The organism is Allobosea sp. P1_A7, assembly GCF_056406775.1.
Window position 1 is genome coordinate 1 of the sequence record NZ_JBFTZN010000096.1, and the last position, 18,526, is coordinate 18,526.

The window sequence follows — 18,526 nt, forward strand, 5'->3', positions numbered from 1 at the left end:
CCAGCGGTGGATCGTGGAATGGTCGATGCTGATGCCGCGCTCGGCCATCATCTCCTTCAGGTCGCGCAGGCTCAGGCCGTAGGCCAGATACCAGCGAACACACAGCAGGATCACCGATCGGTCGAAATGACGGCCCTTGAACATCTGAAGTCCTCCTGCCAACGGCTGGAAGGTGATGCCCTAACCTCCGTAACTGAAGAGTTTGCAACAGAACCGGCCCGCTGACGCTAGCTAGGATGGCGCGGGCGCTTGATGAGGTGAGGTCGCGGCGGTCGCCCATCTGCTGCACCCCAGCCTCTCCGCGAGGGAAAGCCTTCGCCTCGTCGTTGCCGCCACGGGCGGACCGGAGATCAACGCAGCCAGGCGCGTCTTTCGGAGGGGCAAGGCATGATCCTGTCCATGCTTGACCAGGATCTCGGCGATGGGACTTCGTCGTGAGCGCCATTCAGTCCCATTGGGTCTCGTCGCAGGAGTGCTTAGGAACGAGCGTCCGCCCCGGCGAAGCGATATCAATCAAGCCTGAACGCCGGCCATACGCATCTGGCTTGGCGCCACACCTGTCCATTGCTTGAACGCATGCGAGAACGCGCTGACCTCTTGGAACCCCAATAGCCAGGCGACCTTGGAGACATGGTGGTCGCGATCGTTGAGATAGCGCACGGCTAGGTCGCGCCGCAGCTGCTGGAGGATTTCCGAGAAGCTCAGGCCCTCCTCGGCGAGCCTCCGCGCCAGTGTTCGTTCGCTTAATCCAAGCTGGCGGGCGATGACCTCGGCGCGAACCTTGCCATGAGGCAGCAGCGGCGCAATCGCATTCTCGACGCTCACCCGCAGAGGGCTGGCATTGGTTGTGCGGGACGACAACGCCGCCTCGCAATAATCCAGCAGGAGATCATTGAGGTAAGGGTCGGCATTAATGAGAGGGCGCTCGCGCGCGTCAGCGTGCAAAACGATGGCATCGGTCTCGGCGCCGAACTCCACCTTCGTTCCGGCAAACCGCGACATCGCAGAGGTATCGCCCGATCGGTGATGCGCGATCGAGACGTGTTGAGGGACGAGGTTTGCGCCTATCAGGATGCGGCAGATCCGGATTGCTCCAAAAATGCAGAACTCGGCCTGGTGCCGATCGGAATGCCGAGGAAGTCCGGCATAGTTCAGAGTGATGGTGAACTCACTTGCCTCGGCAACGCTGAAGACCAATGCTTCATTGGTGATCGAGCTATACCGGGCAATTCGTTGCAGTGCTGCGCCAAGCGTTTGCGACGACGCCATCACATAAAACAGCAACCCGAGAGCTCGGGGCTCGAACTCCTGCGCCAGGGTGAAGCCCAGGCAGTCATCTCCCAGCGCGGTCCCGGCCCGCTCCAGGAATGCGACCTGACGCCGGGCAGGCACTCTTTGATCGCCATCGGCGAGCATGTCCTCGGTCAGACCGACGTCGTTCAGGAGAGGCGCAACCGGTATGCCGGCGCAGGCAAGACGCGTTATGGCAAGGCGCGAGATACCCGCTAGCGTCGTTGGGAGGGAGGTCAGATCGTGTGGCAAAGCCGCCGAACTCCCATTTCCATGTTCGGGGCCAAACCCACTCAGGCTGGAGCGAGCAAAGAATTGGCCGAAAATAACAAGCCGCCGACGCTGAGGCCACGCATTTCGCGGAGGTCCGCCTTAAAGCGCGCGGCAGACATGCGGAGAGAGAAGCTTGAAGAGGTCGATATCGCGCGTTTGATAGTCACCCGCTTCCGCGGGGCGATCCGACATTGTTAGTGGATCGACTGGCGCGACGCCATCGCGGTTCGTGGAGTTGGGCCAAATTGCGCAGCCGACGCGCCCACGGACGATCCTCTACGTCCTGCTCGTTGCACCATCTGATGCCGTGCGGCTAGCGCGGCTCTGGCGGCTGTTTTTGATTTTCGGATCCGGCGATCCTGTGCAACATCCTCACGGACAAGGAGCGCGGTCAAGGATCGAGGAACACACTGACATGAGCGGTTTTCCTGACTGGCAACTGGTCTGGCACCAGTTCAGGGGCATGACATCGGGCGACGTTCCGATCTGGATGAGCGCGCCGGGTCACTGGATGGATGCGCCGTTTGTGATCACGCCTGTGACCTATCCTGACGGGAGTGTGTCTCGGCATTTTGCGGCTCGCGACAATGCCAACCACCGCGTCATTACCAATSTCGCCGAAACCCCCGAARAGGCGAAGCAGATTGTCGCGCGATACATTGCCGAAATSCGTGACGGSCATGTCTGGGACGGCGTSGRTGTMAGCCCCGACGAGCTTCGTAAGAGRRTGGCGCGCAACGAGARGGCCARGGACTGACGRTTCACCASGGCGGGATTGAGGCCCAGCCGGCACCCATCCCACGCCCGGCCGCAGAAGGGCTGGCCTCGCGCATGTCTGGGGCAAGTCAGCACGCGACGTGGGGGCAGTAGGCCGCCCGTTGTTGGGGATGGCCCTAGCGCTCCAGCGAGCAATGCGCAGGGACGTAGGCCGTCTTCAGCCGGCGGGGCTTCAGGCCTTCTTGGAAACCGAGTGCTGCGGCAAATGCGTGGCCGCTATCCGACAGCCGCCGTAGTTGGCGTGGTGACGGTGATGCTTGTACCAGCCGCGGTGATGGCCGCGATTCCAGCCATAATGGCGGCGGAGGCCATAGCGATACATGGCGTGATGCGACTGGCCATGATGCCAGCCATGCGGCTTGGCGTGCGCCTCGACGCTGGTGCCAACCGCTCCGTAGTCCGCCTCCGACATTGTCTCGGGAACAGTGTCGACATCGCGATCTTCGCCTCGGCTCCTCAACCCATGGTGTTGAGTTGCGAGATGTCGGCGTCGTGAACTGACCAGCGCCGCCTGATACCGTAACCTGCCAGTCACGTTTTGTTGGGGCGCTCACCTATGAGGTTCCGCTTCGGTCATTCAGTGCGTACGTTTCCTGGTGTTCGGCTGACCTTCAGCAAAACCGGCATCAGCGTTTCCGCGGCTGTACGCGGGACCACCACCGGACCTCTCGACAGTTCCCTGACACTCGAAGCCCGACCGTCCGAGTTCCAACGTCCCCGCGAGATACACAGCAAGGGGGGCGCGCAGCTGACAAGTTCGGATCTTCAGGGCCTAAAGGACTTGATCAATGATGCGGCTCATCAGAAGGCGGCCCTCCAATCGGATTACCGGGCAGCGCTCAGAAGCCGCAAGTCGGCCTGGAGGAAGTTATGCCGGCGCGAACAACCCCCGCTCAGATGGTTCCCGAAGTCATCAATCCCAAAGCTCCGCTGGGCCTTTGAAGAGACGGAGATCGAAGCCAGGAAAGTGCTGTCTGCGCTCTCTGCCAGCGAAATCAGGATTGAGATCGAACTCGATGAGGATGCCTGGAGCACTTGGGTCGAAGTGGAGTACTCCCATGCTGCCTTGGCTCGCTCCGACTATCTCTGGGACGTAGCCTCGTCGAGCGAGGACGAACGGGCCAAGGAGAGACCCACTTCTTCGTCGGCCGTCACACGATACCAGGTTCGGCTGCATCCCATCTTGGATGGAATTATCTCAGGCTCTCCTGGGGTCCGCCTCGAGAACGCAAACGGAGACAATCTCGATATCTTCGGCGGCTTCGTCCTGATGCGCTCAAAAGGCGCCAGCGATTACGCCGTGATCGATTTCCGTGACGTCTTTGTCGAAGCGACAGATGTCCCGTTCATCGAAAGTGAAGCCGTTCCCGCGGACACGCAGGTGATCGACCATGTATCGGCCAATTCCAGCAAGGATCGATCACCCGATGGACGGCTCAACGACCAGCTTCCGATCGCCAAATATGGCCAGATCACCATCACCAGCGGAAAGGGGCTCCATGAGGTATTTTTGGCAAGCAACTGCGAAGCGGCATTTCGGTTTGCCGATGCGCTCGCGGCTTTCAAATCGGCCCTGATCCGTCAGGCCGCTAATTCACAACCCGGCGACGCTCCGCCGCCTGCGATGCGATCTACACCCGCCCCGGAGTTCGAGAAACCCCTGCCAGAACTCCAACGGGTCAGCGGCGCTTATGAACTCATCCTCATTCCTGTCGCGCTCGCTGTCGCACCCATTTTGGCGTCTTCGTGGCGCCAACAGCCTCCGACCTCGCCCCCGATCATCGCCGCCCTCCGCTCGAACCCGGCGGAAGCGCGCATAGCCGGCCTCCCCTCAACCCAAATCTCGGTCGCGCCAGTGAGGCCTGTCGCTACGGCTCCACAGGTCGGAGCCCTCTCGACGAATCAAGCTCAGCCACGTGAGCGGCTCGTTCTCCTCCAGCATGCCAACGTCCGATCAGGACCTGTGCGATCCTCTGCATCCCTGCGGGTCGCGCCGAAAGGAGCGATCGTCAGCGTTTTCAGACGAGACGGAAGATGGATAGAGGTCGGGGATGAGCAGCCTTGGGGCTGGGTGAACACGGTTCTCCTGAAAAAGCCGTGACCGCGCAAATTACCTTCTCGGGGGCCTCACCGTCGTAAGCTTGTGAGTTTGAGTATTGCGATACCGCGTCGGCAGCCTGTTACTCCTGCCGCCTCATTCCCGCCCCCGACCTGAAGGCCGTCCAGGGTGCCAGTCCGGACGGTCGTCTCGCAGCACGAGCCGGCAGCTACGATTCCTGATGTGCGAGTCGTTACGTTCCCGGCATTCGAGCCTGAAGTGTCTTTGAAACGTTCGATCGAGGCAGAAGTCGCACGATATTCGACGGCCGCGCATCCCGTTCAGTGAGGGCCACCGCATCAAGCAGAAGTTCGATGGCGCGGCACAGCCGCTCGTCTTCGAGACTATCGTTATCAAGGGCGAGGAACGCCTCAACCAAGAAGGCTCGGCATTTACGGTAATCGCTCATGGCGAGCATGCTGATGCCAACAGATTAACGCTCGACAAAATGATTGAGAGCAATTCGATCCACTGGGACGGCTCACTTGCACCCCACCATCTCCGCCAGCTCGCATATTCGCATCTCGACGGCGCCATGGGGGCGTCGGAGGAGGTGGCTGCCGCTTGTGGCTGATGTGCAGGACGCAGGCGAAGCGGGAAGATCCGGCGGGGCGAGCGCAGCTATCGGCCTTTCTGTCGGCAGGTAGCAGCTGATCTGTCGAAGCGCCTTCCTCACTCCGCATTTCCTCAAGAGCCGATACCTCAACAATCGGATCGAACGGGATCATCGGCGCATCAAGCGCCGCATCCGTTCCATTGCTCGGCTTGGTGGGGAGCGCCGAGGCGATCCTGTCCGGCATCGAGGTGGTCCACATGATGCGCAAAAGACCGGCGAGATTTGCCTACAAGCCGGGCCCGTCAATTGCCGAGCAATTCGAAACGCTCGCTGCCTGGTCTGGGCCCACGGGCGCCGCTCTTCCCGTCCAATTTCCGGAATTGCGACCGAGCCGGTGGAGGCCGCCCTCGAAGCGATGCGCGCTCATGACGCCATCGAGACCGCGCCGCCAGGCTGGTGCAGGGCGCTCGATGAGGTCACGGCCGCGACCGTCGCGCACATGATGACCGACGGTATTTCCGCGACGAAAAGCCTGAGCCTCTTCATCGCCGCCACGCGTGGCCCTGAGATCAACGCAGCCAAATGTTTCTTCCGACGGAGCCAGGCACGAATTAGCGTTGGCTAATCTTGTCCGTACTTGACGAAACTGCCTTTCGTGAGCACCATGGGGCATTGCGCCACCTCCCCTGAGACGCTTCGACGGCAGGAGCCCTCCAAGGCTTCCCGATAACCCAGCTCTCCCATGGGTTACGTTTCCGGCTGGGGAACCCCCGTAGAGGCTCCGCAACGGCCTCTACGGGGTTTTTTCACAGTGGTGTGCAATTAATCTGGCGCAGGATGCCATCTCGGCAGTATCATAACGAGCGGACCGATCTCGCGGCAGCGAAGCTGGCCGGTGACGCAGCCGAAGGCGAACTCGCCGCCTGTCATGCCTGCGAAGAGGATGTAGGCCGGCTCCATCATGTCGAGGAACGGTATCCCACACAGCCATCTCGACGATCCGCCACTTGCCCTTGATCATGCCGGGGCCGCCAGAAGCTTGGGCAGGCGGATCAGGTTGTAAACGGCCCGCGCCAGAGTGAACGCGGCATCGACCTTGGGGCGGCCGCGCACCTTCGCCTTGGCCAGTCCCGCCGAGCTTTTGATCCAGCGGCGTCGGGAAGGGCAGCGGCGATTCGAACGCGCGCAGGCGGCCCCTGCATTTAACGGAAGCTTGAGAAGCCGCTTCCGCTCAGTGCGTTCTGGTCCGGTATGGTATTCAGGGCGCCTCTTCAGCGTCTAATCCGTCAGAAAATCGCCTCTGTCCGCAGGCCTAATGCTATCGCTCCGGCATAGCGAGCCTGAGGACCGGCCTGGAGAGGGTGAAAGCGTGCGCCCTGTATGTCGCGAAAGCGGCGTTCGAGTCCTCTCACACGATAGAACGATGCACCGCCCGCTAGCTCCATCGCCAGGTCGACGGTTGCGATCGCATGCCGGGCGACAAGATTGCGCCCTATCATGACTTCATTCACCGTCTCGGCGGACGGGGCGTTGCGCGCGACCGTGTCAAGCATCCAACGGTGCGCCAGCTGCGCGGCGCGCAATTCGGTGTCCATGCGGCCAGCGAGGGATAGGTCCGGTGCTGGCTTCTCCTTCGCGCTCTCGACGGCGAGATCGCGGGCGCTTTCTGCAACTCCGAGATAGACGGCGTAGATCAGCGGGAAGGCAATCGTTGCGATCGTCTGGAAGACCGGATGCCACTCGCCGGCCTTGCGCGAGAAGGCGACGTTCGCGTCGGGAATGAAGAGGTTGTCGATCACGACGTCGTTCGAGGCAGTGCCGCGCATCCCAAGCGTGCGCCAAGTGTTCTCAATGCTTACAGCAGCGGAGTTCATCGGCGCGCCGAAATGAATGACAGAGCGACTGCCATCTTCCCCCTCGTGAATCGCGCCGGTCATTAGAATGTCGCCGGCCTCGGCGCCGGAGGTGAAGACCTTCCGGGCCGTGATCCGGTAGCCGTCGGCGACCTTCACAGCCTTCCCCGAGCCGCCGATCCAGTCCGAGCCGCCTGACGAGAGAAGGATAATTTTCTCATTCGCGACCCTCTTCAAGAGAGGCTCGACGGCGGCCACCTTCTGGTGACGCCAGCGCCAGGCAGGTATGGCGACCTGATGCGTGTGCATGGAAAAGGCGAGTGCGGTGGAACCGCACGCACGCGCGAGCACGCGCAGCATCTCGGCGAGCTCGGATATTTCGGCGCCGCGGCCGCCGAGTTCCCGAGGGACGCCTGCTTCCACCAGACCAGCCTCCTTCAGCAGGGTGTAGTTCTCGCCGACAAAACTGTCGTTCTGGTCGACTTCGGCCGCGCGTTCGGCGAGCTTCCGCGAAAGATGGTGCGCGGTTTCCACGATACCGTCGGCGCAAACGCCGGAGTTTTCGATAGCTGAGATGGCTTGAACTTTCGAAGCGACGTTCGTCGGCACGGCGCCCTCCGTTCCTGTGACGCTGAAGGATCGGAGTTGAAGCCGTGAGGGTCCAGTTCAGCAACTGTACTGGTGTCGCTTTTTGGATGAAGCTGCTTTGGTACCATTCGCCAGGAGAACAGCGGGGTTCGAAATGGACGAGCGCGGCGGCTATGGCCAATTCTGCCCGGTGTCGATGGCGTCGGAGATCCTGTGCAGTCGCTGGACGACATTGGTGGTGCGCGAACTCCTTTGCGGCTGCACCCGGTTCAATGACCTACGGCGCGGCGTGCCGAGAATGTCGCCGGCGCTGCTGTCCAAGCGCCTGAAGGAGCTGGAGCGAGCCCAGGTGATCACCGTGTTGCGCAAAGCAAACGGCTCGGTTGAGTATCACTTGTCTGAGGCGGGCGAGGAACTGAGATCTTTGAACATGGGCCTCGGCAACTGGGCACAGCGCTGGATGGAGTCGCGGCTCTCATTGAAGAACCTCGACCCGTCGCTCCTGATGTGGGACATGCGACGGAGCCTCAACGCCAAGCTATTGCCTGAACGCCGCTACACGATACAGTTTCTGTACCCAGAGCTGCCAGGGGCGCAAAAGAGCTGGTGGTTGGTGGTGGACGGCGGAACGGTCGACCTCTGCAATTTCGATCCCGGTCATCAGTTAGATCTCCTCGTCACGAGTTCCTTGCGAACAATGACGGCGATCTGGATGGGACTGACGACGATCAAGAAGGAGTCGGACTGCGGACAGCTGGAGATCGACGGCAATCCGACGCTTGCCAGCTCGATGCAACAATGGCTCGGCCTTAGCGCCTTCGCCCACGAACCAAGGCGGGTACAGTGATCGCCAGGAGTGCCTCTCCGGATAGCACCAGTGGACCAACCCGCTCTCGCGTGAGGGCGTTGCAACCGAGGATTGTGGGGTCGTTTCCCCCTGATCTTTGGAGAGCCACATGCCCGGGCTTGCCGCCCGTCCGCAGCGCCAGCGGATGATGGACGGGATGACCATCCGCGGGTTCGGTGAGCACAGCGCGACGACGTTCGGCAGGTCTACGAGTTCGCCATGTTTCTCGGCGCTCTCCAACCGGGCAGGGCCAGAAGATCTGCGGCGCTACCAACTTCCCCTCGTGGGGTGCGAGAGCTATGCCCGGATGGACCCGGCCTGCATGGTGCTGCTTCTTTGGGGCATAGAATTCATTCCCGAAAATGTGGGCGGGCGAAGCGTACGGACGGCACGAGGGGCAAGCACTGACATGGCGCGCAAGCTGCAAATCCAGCTCTCCAAAACCAAGGCTGCACATATCGATGGTGCTCAGTTCCAGTTCGGGCTGAATGAGGTCGATTTGAGCCCGGAGCGGTTCGCGGGACTGTTCTGCGGCGGCCGGATCAAGCGTGTGCACGAGTGGCTGAATGATGAGTTGCCTGTGCCGCCGTGGGTGCCGGCGCTGCTCGCTGCGATGGTCTGGCCGGAAGCGCGGACTCGAGCGATTGCGACTGCCGAGCATCTCATCGCGGCCGGTTCGGCGGATGGAACGAGCGGGGAGCCAGGAGAGTGATTCTTCGACTGACCTTGGCAATGGCGTTGGTCGCCGCTCCAGCACTCGCCGAACCAAAGCGCTCCGCGGTGGAGCAATGCGCTGCATGTCATGGCGACGACGGCATCGCACGGGATAGCGAAGTCCCTCACTTGGCCGGGCAGAATGAACGCTACCTCTTCAATCAGATAATGGCGTTCCGGTCGGGAAAGCGTCAGCACAAGGAGATGCGCTATATGGCGCGTGCGATGACGACAGCCGAAATCGCTGCGCTCTCTGCCTATTATGCGGCGCTCCCGACACGATAGAAATGTCCTGTTATCGACGCATTGCGCCGAAGATCCTGCCTTGGCCTTTCGCAAAGCTAGGGCGTTGGTTGGCCCAGCCGTTCCGCGCAAGTTTACTTGTCTGTGTCCGGATCGTGCGTGACCTCCGCGCCAACCCAACAGCGCGCCGCGGGTGTCGCGGTAATGATGCTAAAACAATAAGACATCCGTCAGGGTATATGCGAACCGGCATTCCATTCGGCTGACCGTTTCGCGTTGCATCTGCCCAGTAGCACGCCGATCTGCTAACAGCGATTCTAGTGCAGAATTGCCCACCACCGGTCTACTTATCCGGTGGAATTGAACTCTTTGATCAGCTTTGCCTTGGGGGGTAGATGCGCAGCTTTCTGATATTAATTTGGTGCGTCCTTGCCACCTGGGGAATATCTGGCGCCCGTGCACAGGGGCAAGGAGAAAGCCCTCCACCACAGGCCAAGGAATTGTTGCGCCTGCTCGATGAGCCGAGCGTGCGACGCTGGATCCAGCAATCCGGCGAGGCCAGTCCAGCCGCACTGCCCACAGAAATAGCAACTCCCGAGCCGCCCCTATCCAGCCGACTTGCGACACGGCTCACCAGCGTACGCAACCATATCGGTTCCATCGCCGCCGCAGTCCCTCAGTTGCCGACGCAACTCGCGCGGGCCGCCGGCTTATTGAAAAATGAGCTGGCAACGACAAGCGCTGCCCGGCTTGCTCTGATGATTTCGACCTTTCTCACTCTCGGTGTCGGTTCCGAGCAATTGTATCGCCGCATGAGCGCCCGCTACCGCGCCTTGCTAGAGAGGAAACCCGTCCTTTCCGTTGAGGAACGATTCCGCACCGCGGGATTGCGCCTGGCCACCCTGGTTGCCGGAATCGCAATCTTCGCTGCAGGCAGCCTCGGCGCGTTCCTGCTGTTCGCATGGCCACCGATCCTGAAGCAGATCATGCTCGCCCTTCTCGTGGCCGTGCTCGTCACGCGGGCTACTCGGTCTTTGCTGGATTTCGCTTTGTTTCCACCGCGGAACACGCACGGCGCCTGGTCGGATCACCAGATAGTTCCAGTAAAGCGGAAGGACGCCATCTACTGGCGGCGGCGCATTGGCTTGTTTGTCAGCTACTTCGCATTTGGGTGGTCGATTGTTGGCATTCTGATCGATCTGGGCTTTCCTCGAGATTTCCGTTTCGCGGCAGCTTATCTCCTCGGACTTGGCCTTCTGACAATTGGTCTGGAAGCCATTTGGAACAGACCGGAAGGCGATAGCAGCTCCACGGCTGGATCCGGCAGAATTGCGAAGAGCGTCGCCATGTCAGCTTATGCTGTGGTCTTGTGGCTTCTCTGGGTTTCCGGCCTTCTGGGCATGTTCTGGATTGCCGTTTTCGTGCTTCTGCTGCCCAAAGCCATCTCCATTGGAAGGAACGCAGTCAGTCACCTCCTGAGGCCGACCGAGACCGGTGGGCTGGTGCCGATCAGGCACAATATCCTTGAGGTGTGCCTTGAGCGCGGGGTGCGGCTGATCATTCTCAGCGCCGCTACGCTTTGGCTCGCTCATATTTGGCAGGTTGACCTGGTCGGTCTTACGAGCCAGGACAGCCTGCCGATGCGCCTGCTGCGCGGTGCGCTGGCAAGCGTCGTCATTCTTCTCCTGGCCGATTTTCTATGGCAAATCGTCAAGGTTTCCGTGGACGGCGCCCTCGCTGATCCAACGGAGAGCATCATTTCCGGTTCCGACGAGGCCATCCGTCGGGCGCGACTTCGCACGCTGCTGCCCATCTTCCGCAATATCCTGCTTGTGGTTATCGCGGTGATGGCGAGCTTGACGGCGCTTGCTGCGCTCGGGCTCGAAATCGGCCCCCTGATCGCTGGAGCCGGCGTCTTGGGCGTCGCCATTGGTTTTGGCGCTCAATCCCTGGTAAAAGACATTATCAGCGGCATGTTCTACCTACTCGACGATGCATTTCGCGTCGGCGAATACATCCAAAGCGGCAGCTTCAGGGGAACAGTGGAGTCATTCTCACTCCGTTCGGTCCGCTTGCGCCATCACCGTGGTCCAGTGTTCACCGTGCCGTTTGGACAACTCGGCGCGGTTCAGAACATGAGCCGAGACTGGGTCATCGACAAGTTCATGATCAATGTCACTTACGATAGCGATCTGGAAAAGGCGCGGAAAATCTCCAAAAAAATCGGTCAGGAGCTTGCCGAAGATCCCGACTTAGCGCCTGACATTATCGAGCCGATGAAGATGCAGGGGGTCGAGCAGTTCGGCGATTATGCCATCCAGCTTCGTTTCAAGATGACGACCCGGCCAGGCCAACAAGCGGTCGTGCGTCGCAAAGCGCTTCTGCGCCTCAAGACGGCGTTCGACCAGGCTGGTATCAAGTTCGCCCATCCGACGGTCCATGTTGAAGGTCGCGACGAAGAAGCAGCTGCTGCCGCCCAGCAGATTCTAACCGCTCAAAAGGTCGAAGCGGCAAGGGTCGAAGCGGCAAGTGCGGCTGGTAGATAGCGCTCGACTAATTTCGGCTGAGGCAAAAGGGTGTTGCGACGCGGGCAGCCGGGTGTGAAGCATGCGCCGTCAGGCATCGGGGGCCGGTCATTACGGCTGGCCGCATGTCGCTCAAGGTAGGGGAGGGGTGGTTGGTGCGAGCCTACGGATGAGGGGGGCGCGCTGGACGCTTAATGTCAATGCTGGTCTCGACGCACTCGCCGGCCTTTTTCCCGAGCGCCTGGCTCCGCTCCATCACCTCCCCGCGGCCGCCGGCGGCAGCCCGTTCCGTGGCGGGGCGGTCACGGACCTCCCTCGCGGTCCCGTCGCTTACGAAATCGGCTTCTTTACTCCCAGCCTCGGCCCAAGCAGGATTGCATCCGCCGGACGTTCGTTACGGCGTTCGCATCAGGGAGGTTTTGCGATGGGCGTGTTTTCGACCGCGGCCGGTGACCTGAATTTTGACAACCAGCCGGAGCGCGATCTGGCGGCACTTGAGGGCAGGCTCGTTGTGATCCGGCATCAGGGGATCGGCGACATGGTGGCCGGCCGGCTTATCGGCACGCCTCAGCCCGGCTTTGCCCTGCACCTGCTGACCGAGAGTGGCGCAATCAGCGTCCCGGGCTGGAGGTCGGTGCACCAGGTCACCTCCACGGGTCACGCGAACCAATAAGCGGAGGCGATGCCGGCAAGCCTGCGCGGCGCATTAACCAGGGCGAACCCAGCCGGATGCTCAGGCCATACGAAACCAGCGCTCGAGGGTCGGAATAGCGATCCAACTCCCGATCGCTGATGTCTGCCAGCTTTTGCGCCACGATATCAGTTCTCGGCCGCACCGCGTCTTGCACGGGCAAGGGAAAAATTGGGGAACAGGGCTGAGGACAATAAAACGCCGCCGCCGATAGCAAAGCCGAAGGCGGCAATAAACATTAGGCCAGGCTTCGGCCCATCGGCCACAGCGAGGAATGTTACCAAGGCGCACCCTAACAACACGGAGCTTATCAAGAAGCAAGCCAGGCGCCATGCCTTCGACATAGGCTTCGGTGTATCCGGGTCGTTGTAAATGATCGGGCCGTCCAGGTCGTCGTCAATGATGAAGCGCGGGGCGGGGACTTTCATAGGCCGGGACCATGTGTGACAGGCGCTCGCGAATCCATATTAACCGCAGCCAAGTTCTTGGCATTAACCGCCAAGTTCTATTTCGAAGCACGTGAGGGGTCCATATCGCGCAGGGGCAGCACAAAGTACCCGCTTGGGGGACCGTCCCGCAGGGCCCGGCACGCAGCCAGGCGAAAGTCGGCTTTAAGCGGGCCGCACTTGACCCTGCCGCTCAAAGACTGSCGTGCACCCTTGCCGCCCCATGCCGATYTACCACTTCTTAACCACGGCGGGCGCCATTCTGAGGCGTACGTTAGAGCCGGGGGGCTTGGAAAGGACCGTAACCATGCGAGCGCTCGATGCTGTTCAAGCCGTCGTGGATCAGTTCGTTGGCCTGTCAGTTGCCTTTGTCGAACGCCAGCTGATCCTGGCAACGCTGCGGGAAACCGGCGGCAACCGCACCCATGCGGCCTCACTACTCGGCATTTCCATCCGCACGTTGCGCAACAAACTTACGTTGTACGCAGCGGACGGCTACAATGTACCAGAACCTGTACATCCAGCGACACAATGAGCGCGCGATGTCCCTTGCCTCGCCGCATGGCATTGCCGCAGCAAACCTCGTCTCCTCCGCAACCATGGCCGGCCTCCTGCGCTGCCTGGTGCAGAAAGGCGTTTTGCAAGCCGCCGACATAAGGGAGATCTACGAAATCGCGCTTCTCCTTCTTGAACAGCAGCAAGGCGCTGTGCCGGACGCAGAAGTAACCTTTAAAGCCGCCCGATCCGCAATTGAACGGAACCTGGCATAGCCAGTCAGGCCAAGCAGAGCCTCGCTAATGACTATCGGCCGATGTTCACGACGCTACACAGGCCTCCAAGGCCTAAAAAAACGATTGGCGCACAAGCAAGTCGTCCCCTCGGTCCTGCTATCGGCTGTCGCAGCGCCATGGCATCGGCGGCAATGACGGCTCCTGACGTTGCTTGCGCAGTGCCTCGACCTTCACAGGCTTCGGTGCCTTCGCCGCTGCCGGCCTTTGCGGCTTCGGCTCGCGGGCCGTTCGCGGCGGCTTCAACTCACGCGCCTGTGCCGTCAGCCTCAAAGCCTCGTCCTCGTTGACGCTCCGCCATCGGTCTGAGAGCGAGAACACGTTGACGAAGYGCGGCCCCACCGCGATGTCAATCAGGCCGAGACGATCGAGCAGCGTCAGACTTGGCGACAGCGTCTGCCGTCCGAAGCGGTGGTCCAGCCTGAAGGTATCGTAAGACAGCGCCACGCTGGTGCCGCTCCCGATTTCCGTCTCGATGACAGCGAGCAACCGCCGCGCAGCCTTGGTCAGGACCCAATAGGCCGGTGACACCACGCGTTCAATCATGGCCAGCCTCCCCGGAAGTATGACCCGCTGATTAATCCACAGTGCGCCGCTGGCGGTCAACGATCCGGTCCGAGCCGAAACAATGATCACCGTTGGATCGATTACATCGTCATTTTTCTTCGCGTTTGGTTTTTCCTGAAATAAACGCCTGCGTTAATCGCGGATCTAGCCCGTGGCTTGGTAGAAATGCAACGCTCATTTCGCGGCTGAATTGCAATCGAGCGGGCGCGGTCGATAACAATGGTGTCGTCATTGTCGGATGGAGCCATCTGAAGGGAAGGATCTGCATTATTCAACATGTAGCCACGTCCCCAGACAGTCCCGATGTAGTTGGTTCTGCCCGATATGGCCGCAATCTTCTGTCTCACCTTGCAGATAAATACGTCGACGATCTTGAGCGCAGGTTCGTCCATCCCACCATAGAGGTGGTTGAGGATCATTTCCTTTGACAGAGCGAAGCCACGGCGGCTCGCCAGGAACGCAACGAGTTCATATTCCTTGCCGGTCAAACGAACGGGCTTCCCGGCCACGTCAACCGTTTTCGAATCCAGATCGATGCAGAGATCTCCGACCCGGACGGTGCGGTTCTCCGTACCGTTACACCGACGCACCAAAGTCCGCAGGCGGGCAAGAAATTCGTTTCGGTGGAATGGCTTTGTCACGTAGTCATCCGCCCCTGCAATCAGGCAACGGACCTTCTGTTGAATCTCGTTGATGCCCGAGAGGATCATCAGCGGCGTTGTAATGGAAGTTGCTCGGAGTTTCGTGAGCACCTCCATGCCAGGCATGTCGGGCAAGCCGAGATCCAGAACGATCAGGTCAAACCGCGCCGACTGAGCGAGGGCAAGGCCATCGGCTCCGCAGGCTGACTTGGTGACCTCGAAGTTCTCCAGCGTGAGAAACATCTCGATGCTCTGCGCGATCGATGCGTCGTCCTCAATCAATAAAACGCGCATAACAAACTCCGATTCGCAGCGGATATCTTCACAACGTTGGCTGAAGCATGGTTAATAATTCCATATTTTTACGCTGGTCGGTCTTATAATAGGCTTCCCCCGACCGCGGGGAAGACCACCAACTTCATCGCAAGGGTTACGATCAGCCATATCGTCAGCGAGAGTTCTTCGATCGCCATCAAGACATGATCTTTCGCTGGAATTCTTGCGCMGGCCGGGGCCGAAGCGCTTGGTAGATGGCCCCGCGTCGGGGTCGATCTGCTTGTGCGGCTGGGGCGTACAGGGCGTCATCCTGCCGATGTCAACTGCTTTCCCGATGKGCGGCGGCGACGACGGGAAGGGCGACGCAGAACGTGAGGACCTCCGATTTGATGACCCGGATCCGAGAGGTGGAAGCGAGCCTCCGCTCTGAGCCGAAAGCGTTCAGCCGTCCCGGCAATGCCCCGAGTTAAGTTCAGTTGAGGGCACGTCGTTGGCTACATCGAAACGCACGCTGAATAGTTGCGCCTGGATGGGTTGCCCTTGCCCATGCGGCGTTGCTCGAAGCGTGGCCGTCTCAAGGCTAGCGGCCCGCATGGGCAAKGGGTCCCCATTGACGGGGCGCGGGCTGGCCGACGGTGGCGGGGCGCATGCGAGCATTGGCAGGCATCGCACCCCGCTATCACCTCGACCGGCTAGTGACCGGAACTGGGCCTGCGCAAGAAGGCCGGGCGCCCGCCCCATTGCGATGCGATGGGCCGGTTCGTCAGACCGGCCCCCCAGCCTCCGACGATCCGACCCGTTTGCTCACACTTACGGAGTGTCCAGACTAGAGCGCCCGTTCGGATCGGCGCGCGTTGATATGGATCAATTTCGGGCATCGAGGCCCGCGCGCCCAAGCTGGTGCAGGCCCTCGATGTGGTGACGGCAGCGACCGTCGTGCATATGGTGACCGACGGTATTTCCGCGACGAAAAGCTTTAGCTTGGTCATTGCCGCCACGAGTGGCCCGGAGATCAACGCAGCCAAACGCTTCTTCCGACGGATCGAGGCATGAAAGAGCTTTGGCTAATCTTGTCTTCGTTTGACCAGCCTACCTTTCGTGAGCACCATGGGGCATTGCACGACCTTGCCCTGAGTCGATTCGACGGCAGGGGCGGGGGTAGCGGATAAGCCGATACTGATCCAAGGCTCCCCGGCATCGCCCCCCAGCTCTAGCCGGGCGCAGAAGACCCCGTAGCGCCATCCGCAATCCGGCATCTACGCGGTTTTTCCGACCGGATGAATGATGACTGCTAATTCCAAGCTCGGCTGCTGCAACGCGGCGACCGACTCACTGACTGCTGGTGTCGTTCTCTAAACGCGCACACCGTCTGGTTCAGCGCCGGCCAGGAGATCTCTTGCGCAACCAGGTACACCCGGAACGAGCGGGCATCCTCAAGCCCGGGCCGGCCCGGGGGGGCGAAATGACGCCGAACTGTCGCGATCGGGATGGCCTATGTTTGCTGCGCTGCAGCATGTTCTTGACATTAATGCTGCAGCGCACAATACGATAACCAGTCCCCGGTGGTTATCTCTTTCACACGAGCTTGGGGCGACACGTCGGGCCGTTCCGGCCCTTCACTAAAGCGCCACCAAAGGTGCACAGGAGAAGACCATGATCCAGAAGTTCGAGACCCTTCAGAAGGCTTCCAAAGAGAACGTCGACGCAGCCCTGAAGGCCTTCGGCGCCACCTCCAAGGGCGTGCAGACCATTGCCGTGGAGGCCACCGACTATGCCAAGAAGTCCTTCGAGGCTGGCACCGCCGTGATCGAGAAGCTCGCTGGCGTGAAGACCTTCGACAAGGCTCTCGAGATCCAGGCCGAGTACGTCAAGACCTCATTCGAGGGCGCGGTCGCCCAACTTACAAAGATGGGCGAGCTCTACGCCGCTCTCGCCAAGGACGCCTACAAGCCGGTCGAGGGCATCGTCGCGAAGGCCGCTCCGGCCGCCGCCGCTGTGGTCGCTGCCGCTACGAAGCAGGCCGCCTGATTTCGGCCAGCCGCCGTAAGGCGGCCGCGCTCCCAGTGAATAGAGTTACGTAGGAAGCCCGGCTGCGGCAGGCTCTATGGAAACCGATTGGAGGCTTCGGTTTGACCGGAGCCTCTTTTCATTTTGCGCATCCATCACCTTCGGGTCGACAGCGCCGGCGCACGAAGTTCGTCGTCGAGAAAGCCGTCTTGGAGATCGAGGTCGACGATGCCAACGCTGGGGCCCGGCGTCCTCCTCTTCGTCCTCATCTTCATCGAAGTCCGCATCGATGTCGATGCCCGGCGAGTTCAGCTCGGCGACGACCCAGCTCTCGTTCATGCTCAATCGCGTGTCGCCGCGGCCCCTGCCGAAACGCACCCTGCGGTGATGGCCGTGCCGCCAGCTCACCCGCATCGGCTTGACGACGAGCGGCAGTTTCTTGTCCTTCATGGTCCACGGCCTTCGCTCAAGTACGGTCACATGTCGCCGTTCCCGAGCCGTTCGTGGGGTGTTCTTCCGGCCCGGAAACGTGTTTCCAATTTCCGGAAGTTTTGTTCGCAATTCTCCCGCCTGACAGCTCCATCTGGGCGCGACGCTCCCCACGCCGCGAAGAGCATCTGCAGTCAGGTGGTGGTCTCAGACATGGGGCCTGACGTGCATCGTCATGTTGCGGTGCCCGGACTTGGCGATGTTCATCTCTTCCCTGACGCGGGCGAGCGCCCTGGCCAGCGGCGAGCGTGCTTCTTCCGATCCCATTGCGCCGGCCGCAGGGCCAGGGCCTTGGCCTCGCCTTCGCTGAAATGGACGATCACCTGGAGCGGGGCATGCGTTCTTGGGTGCGTGAGCGTGTCAGACATGACGGCACACAATGGCAGACCACCTCGGCGGCGACGCGCCTCACCTTGCCGTCCTCGAAGCCGGGATCGATGCGTAGTAGGTAGCTGCCGAAGGCTCTCGCCTTGACGGTGTGCAAGGCTTCGGTGGAACTACCTTCGGACACCGTGCTGTTCTCGACGGCCGGCGTCCAGAACCAGAGCCTCGGTGGATCATTGGCGATCTCAGTGAGCTTGCGTTCGGCCTCGGCCCGCTCAGGTCACGGCGAGCCAGACCAGAACGAAGGCGTCGAAAGCGACGCTGAGCAGGCGGCCCTTTCTACGCATGGAAACGGGCCTCGGACGCGATGCGGAACAGCCTATTTGCGGATTCCGACKGGACCGGCCAGCTATTCCAATAATTAACCGGCCACTGTTCCGAGACTTAACCGGTCGGTGTTCCGATCATTATCCGGCCAGGGCGGGGCTGGCTCTGGGTCGTTTTTTTCTGAATGTCGTGGTTGGCCGTTGTGG

General features: G+C 60.9%; 17 protein-coding genes and 4 pseudogenes. 11 read left to right on the forward strand and 10 right to left on the reverse strand.

What is annotated here, in order from left to right:
• The 3 genes and pseudogenes from AC1D34_RS18060 to AC1D34_RS18070 form a co-directional block, all read right to left on the reverse strand.
• A pseudogene (locus tag AC1D34_RS18060) lies at positions 1 to 144 on the reverse strand (IS6 family transposase); the annotation flags it as partial.
• A 369-nt stretch (positions 145 to 513) separates the two neighbouring features.
• Positions 514 to 1,542 carry an AraC family transcriptional regulator gene (locus AC1D34_RS18065; RefSeq protein WP_441508761.1) on the reverse strand — a complete coding sequence of 343 codons (1,029 nt, stop codon included), beginning with the start codon at positions 1,540 to 1,542 and terminating at the stop codon, positions 514 to 516.
• Between the two features lie 970 nt (positions 1,543 to 2,512).
• Positions 2,513 to 2,752 (reverse strand): hypothetical protein, encoded by a 240-nt coding sequence (locus AC1D34_RS18070; protein ID WP_441508763.1) that lies wholly within the window; start codon positions 2,750 to 2,752, stop codon positions 2,513 to 2,515.
• A gap of 144 nt (positions 2,753 to 2,896) precedes the next feature.
• On the opposite strand from AC1D34_RS18070, the gene AC1D34_RS18075 reads away from it, so the two are divergent.
• The gene (locus AC1D34_RS18075; protein ID WP_441508764.1) at positions 2,897 to 4,441 is read left to right on the forward strand and encodes a DUF4236 domain-containing protein; all 1,545 of its coding nucleotides are present in this window, start codon (positions 2,897 to 2,899) and stop codon (positions 4,439 to 4,441) included.
• Between the two features lie 190 nt (positions 4,442 to 4,631).
• Here the strand turns inward: AC1D34_RS18075 and AC1D34_RS18080 are convergent, their stop codons facing one another.
• Positions 4,632 to 4,847: a hypothetical protein gene (locus AC1D34_RS18080; RefSeq protein ID WP_441508765.1), complete on the reverse strand. Its 216-nt coding sequence runs from the start codon at positions 4,845 to 4,847 to the stop codon at positions 4,632 to 4,634.
• Positions 4,848 to 5,127: 280 nt separating this feature from the next.
• Here AC1D34_RS18080 and AC1D34_RS18085 point away from each other — a divergent pair.
• Positions 5,128 to 5,329, forward strand: a pseudogene (locus tag AC1D34_RS18085) (DDE-type integrase/transposase/recombinase); the annotation flags it as partial.
• A 682-nt stretch (positions 5,330 to 6,011) separates the two neighbouring features.
• On the opposite strand, the pseudogene AC1D34_RS18090 reads toward AC1D34_RS18085, so the two are convergent.
• Together AC1D34_RS18090 and AC1D34_RS18095 are read right to left on the reverse strand one after the other, a co-directional pair.
• Positions 6,012 to 6,146, reverse strand: a pseudogene (locus AC1D34_RS18090) (IS5/IS1182 family transposase); the annotation flags it as partial.
• A gap of 134 nt (positions 6,147 to 6,280) precedes the next feature.
• On the reverse strand, positions 6,281 to 7,384 hold the full coding sequence (locus AC1D34_RS18095) for an acyl-CoA dehydrogenase family protein (protein WP_441508782.1): 1,104 nt from the start codon (positions 7,382 to 7,384) through the stop codon (positions 6,281 to 6,283).
• Positions 7,385 to 7,589: 205 nt separating this feature from the next.
• On the opposite strand from AC1D34_RS18095, the gene AC1D34_RS18100 reads away from it, so the two are divergent.
• The 5 genes from AC1D34_RS18100 (at position 7,590) to AC1D34_RS18120 (ending at position 12,437) form a co-directional block, all read left to right on the forward strand.
• Entirely contained in the window at positions 7,590 to 8,282 is a 693-nt protein-coding gene (locus tag AC1D34_RS18100) for a winged helix-turn-helix transcriptional regulator (protein ID WP_441508766.1), read from the forward strand.
• Between the two features lie 109 nt (positions 8,283 to 8,391).
• Positions 8,392 to 8,994, forward strand: a complete 603-nt coding sequence (locus tag AC1D34_RS18105) for a hypothetical protein (protein ID WP_441508767.1) — start codon at positions 8,392 to 8,394, stop codon at positions 8,992 to 8,994.
• Between the two features lie 20 nt (positions 8,995 to 9,014).
• Positions 9,015 to 9,281 (forward strand): c-type cytochrome, encoded by a 267-nt coding sequence (locus AC1D34_RS18110; protein WP_476824922.1) that lies wholly within the window; start codon positions 9,015 to 9,017, stop codon positions 9,279 to 9,281.
• 353 nt (positions 9,282 to 9,634) lie between these two features.
• Entirely contained in the window at positions 9,635 to 11,785 is a 2,151-nt protein-coding gene (locus AC1D34_RS18115) for a mechanosensitive ion channel family protein (protein ID WP_441508769.1), read from the forward strand.
• Positions 11,786 to 12,188: 403 nt separating this feature from the next.
• Positions 12,189 to 12,437 (forward strand): hypothetical protein, encoded by a 249-nt coding sequence (locus AC1D34_RS18120; RefSeq protein ID WP_441508770.1) that lies wholly within the window; start codon positions 12,189 to 12,191, stop codon positions 12,435 to 12,437.
• A gap of 146 nt (positions 12,438 to 12,583) precedes the next feature.
• Here the strand turns inward: AC1D34_RS18120 and AC1D34_RS18125 are convergent, their stop codons facing one another.
• A complete protein-coding gene (locus AC1D34_RS18125; RefSeq protein ID WP_441508771.1) occupies positions 12,584 to 12,883 on the reverse strand; it encodes a hypothetical protein in 300 nt (99 codons plus the stop codon).
• Positions 12,884 to 13,208: 325 nt separating this feature from the next.
• Between AC1D34_RS18125 and AC1D34_RS18130 the strand changes: the two genes are divergently transcribed.
• Positions 13,209 to 13,436, forward strand: coding sequence for a helix-turn-helix domain-containing protein (locus AC1D34_RS18130; RefSeq protein ID WP_441508772.1), 228 nt, complete (start codon positions 13,209 to 13,211; stop codon positions 13,434 to 13,436).
• Positions 13,402 to 13,671 carry a hypothetical protein gene (locus AC1D34_RS18135; protein ID WP_441508773.1) on the forward strand — a complete coding sequence of 90 codons (270 nt, stop codon included), beginning with the start codon at positions 13,402 to 13,404 and terminating at the stop codon, positions 13,669 to 13,671. Before AC1D34_RS18130 ends, AC1D34_RS18135 begins: the two co-directional genes overlap by 35 nt.
• Before the next feature lie 117 nt (positions 13,672 to 13,788).
• Here AC1D34_RS18135 and AC1D34_RS18140 read toward each other — a convergent pair whose 3' ends face one another.
• Together AC1D34_RS18140 and AC1D34_RS18145 are read right to left on the reverse strand one after the other, a co-directional pair.
• Positions 13,789 to 14,325: a hypothetical protein gene (locus AC1D34_RS18140; protein ID WP_476824923.1), complete on the reverse strand. Its 537-nt coding sequence runs from the start codon at positions 14,323 to 14,325 to the stop codon at positions 13,789 to 13,791.
• A 179-nt stretch (positions 14,326 to 14,504) separates the two neighbouring features.
• Positions 14,505 to 15,191 (reverse strand): annotated as a pseudogene (locus AC1D34_RS18145) (response regulator transcription factor); the annotation flags it as partial.
• Positions 15,192 to 16,073: 882 nt separating this feature from the next.
• On the opposite strand from AC1D34_RS18145, the gene AC1D34_RS18150 reads away from it, so the two are divergent.
• Both AC1D34_RS18150 and AC1D34_RS18155 read left to right on the forward strand, forming a co-directional pair.
• The gene (locus AC1D34_RS18150) at positions 16,074 to 16,226 is read left to right on the forward strand and encodes a hypothetical protein (RefSeq protein ID WP_441508775.1); all 153 of its coding nucleotides are present in this window, start codon (positions 16,074 to 16,076) and stop codon (positions 16,224 to 16,226) included.
• Between the two features lie 600 nt (positions 16,227 to 16,826).
• Positions 16,827 to 17,201 (forward strand): phasin family protein, encoded by a 375-nt coding sequence (locus AC1D34_RS18155; protein WP_441508776.1) that lies wholly within the window; start codon positions 16,827 to 16,829, stop codon positions 17,199 to 17,201.
• Positions 17,202 to 17,246: 45 nt separating this feature from the next.
• On the opposite strand, the gene AC1D34_RS18160 is transcribed toward AC1D34_RS18155, so the two are convergent.
• Positions 17,247 to 17,630, reverse strand: coding sequence for a hypothetical protein (locus AC1D34_RS18160; RefSeq protein ID WP_441508777.1), 384 nt, complete (start codon positions 17,628 to 17,630; stop codon positions 17,247 to 17,249).
• Between the last annotated feature and the right edge of the window lie 896 nt (positions 17,631 to 18,526).

Bases quoted from the DNA above. Each gene is read 5' to 3' on its own strand.
- AC1D34_RS18115 (WP_441508769.1), top strand. From the start codon at position 9,635: ATGCGCAGCTTTCTGATATTAATTTGGTGCGTCCTTGCCACCTGGGGA.
- AC1D34_RS18160 (WP_441508777.1), bottom strand. From the start codon at position 17,630: ATGAAGGACAAGAAACTGCCGCTCGTCGTCAAGCCGATGCGGGTGAGC.
- AC1D34_RS18130 (WP_441508772.1), top strand. From the start codon at position 13,209: ATGCGAGCGCTCGATGCTGTTCAAGCCGTCGTGGATCAGTTCGTTGGC.
- AC1D34_RS18135 (WP_441508773.1), top strand. From the start codon at position 13,402: ATGTACCAGAACCTGTACATCCAGCGACACAATGAGCGCGCGATGTCC.
- AC1D34_RS18155 (WP_441508776.1), top strand. From the start codon at position 16,827: ATGATCCAGAAGTTCGAGACCCTTCAGAAGGCTTCCAAAGAGAACGTC.
- AC1D34_RS18125 (WP_441508771.1), bottom strand. From the start codon at position 12,883: ATGAAAGTCCCCGCCCCGCGCTTCATCATTGACGACGACCTGGACGGC.
- AC1D34_RS18080 (WP_441508765.1), bottom strand. From the start codon at position 4,847: ATGAGCGATTACCGTAAATGCCGAGCCTTCTTGGTTGAGGCGTTCCTC.
- AC1D34_RS18110 (WP_476824922.1), top strand. From the start codon at position 9,015: ATGGCGTTGGTCGCCGCTCCAGCACTCGCCGAACCAAAGCGCTCCGCG.
- AC1D34_RS18100 (WP_441508766.1), top strand. From the start codon at position 7,590: ATGGACGAGCGCGGCGGCTATGGCCAATTCTGCCCGGTGTCGATGGCG.
- AC1D34_RS18120 (WP_441508770.1), top strand. From the start codon at position 12,189: ATGGGCGTGTTTTCGACCGCGGCCGGTGACCTGAATTTTGACAACCAG.
- AC1D34_RS18075 (WP_441508764.1), top strand. From the start codon at position 2,897: ATGAGGTTCCGCTTCGGTCATTCAGTGCGTACGTTTCCTGGTGTTCGG.
- AC1D34_RS18105 (WP_441508767.1), top strand. From the start codon at position 8,392: ATGCCCGGGCTTGCCGCCCGTCCGCAGCGCCAGCGGATGATGGACGGG.
- AC1D34_RS18070 (WP_441508763.1), bottom strand. From the start codon at position 2,752: ATGTCGGAGGCGGACTACGGAGCGGTTGGCACCAGCGTCGAGGCGCAC.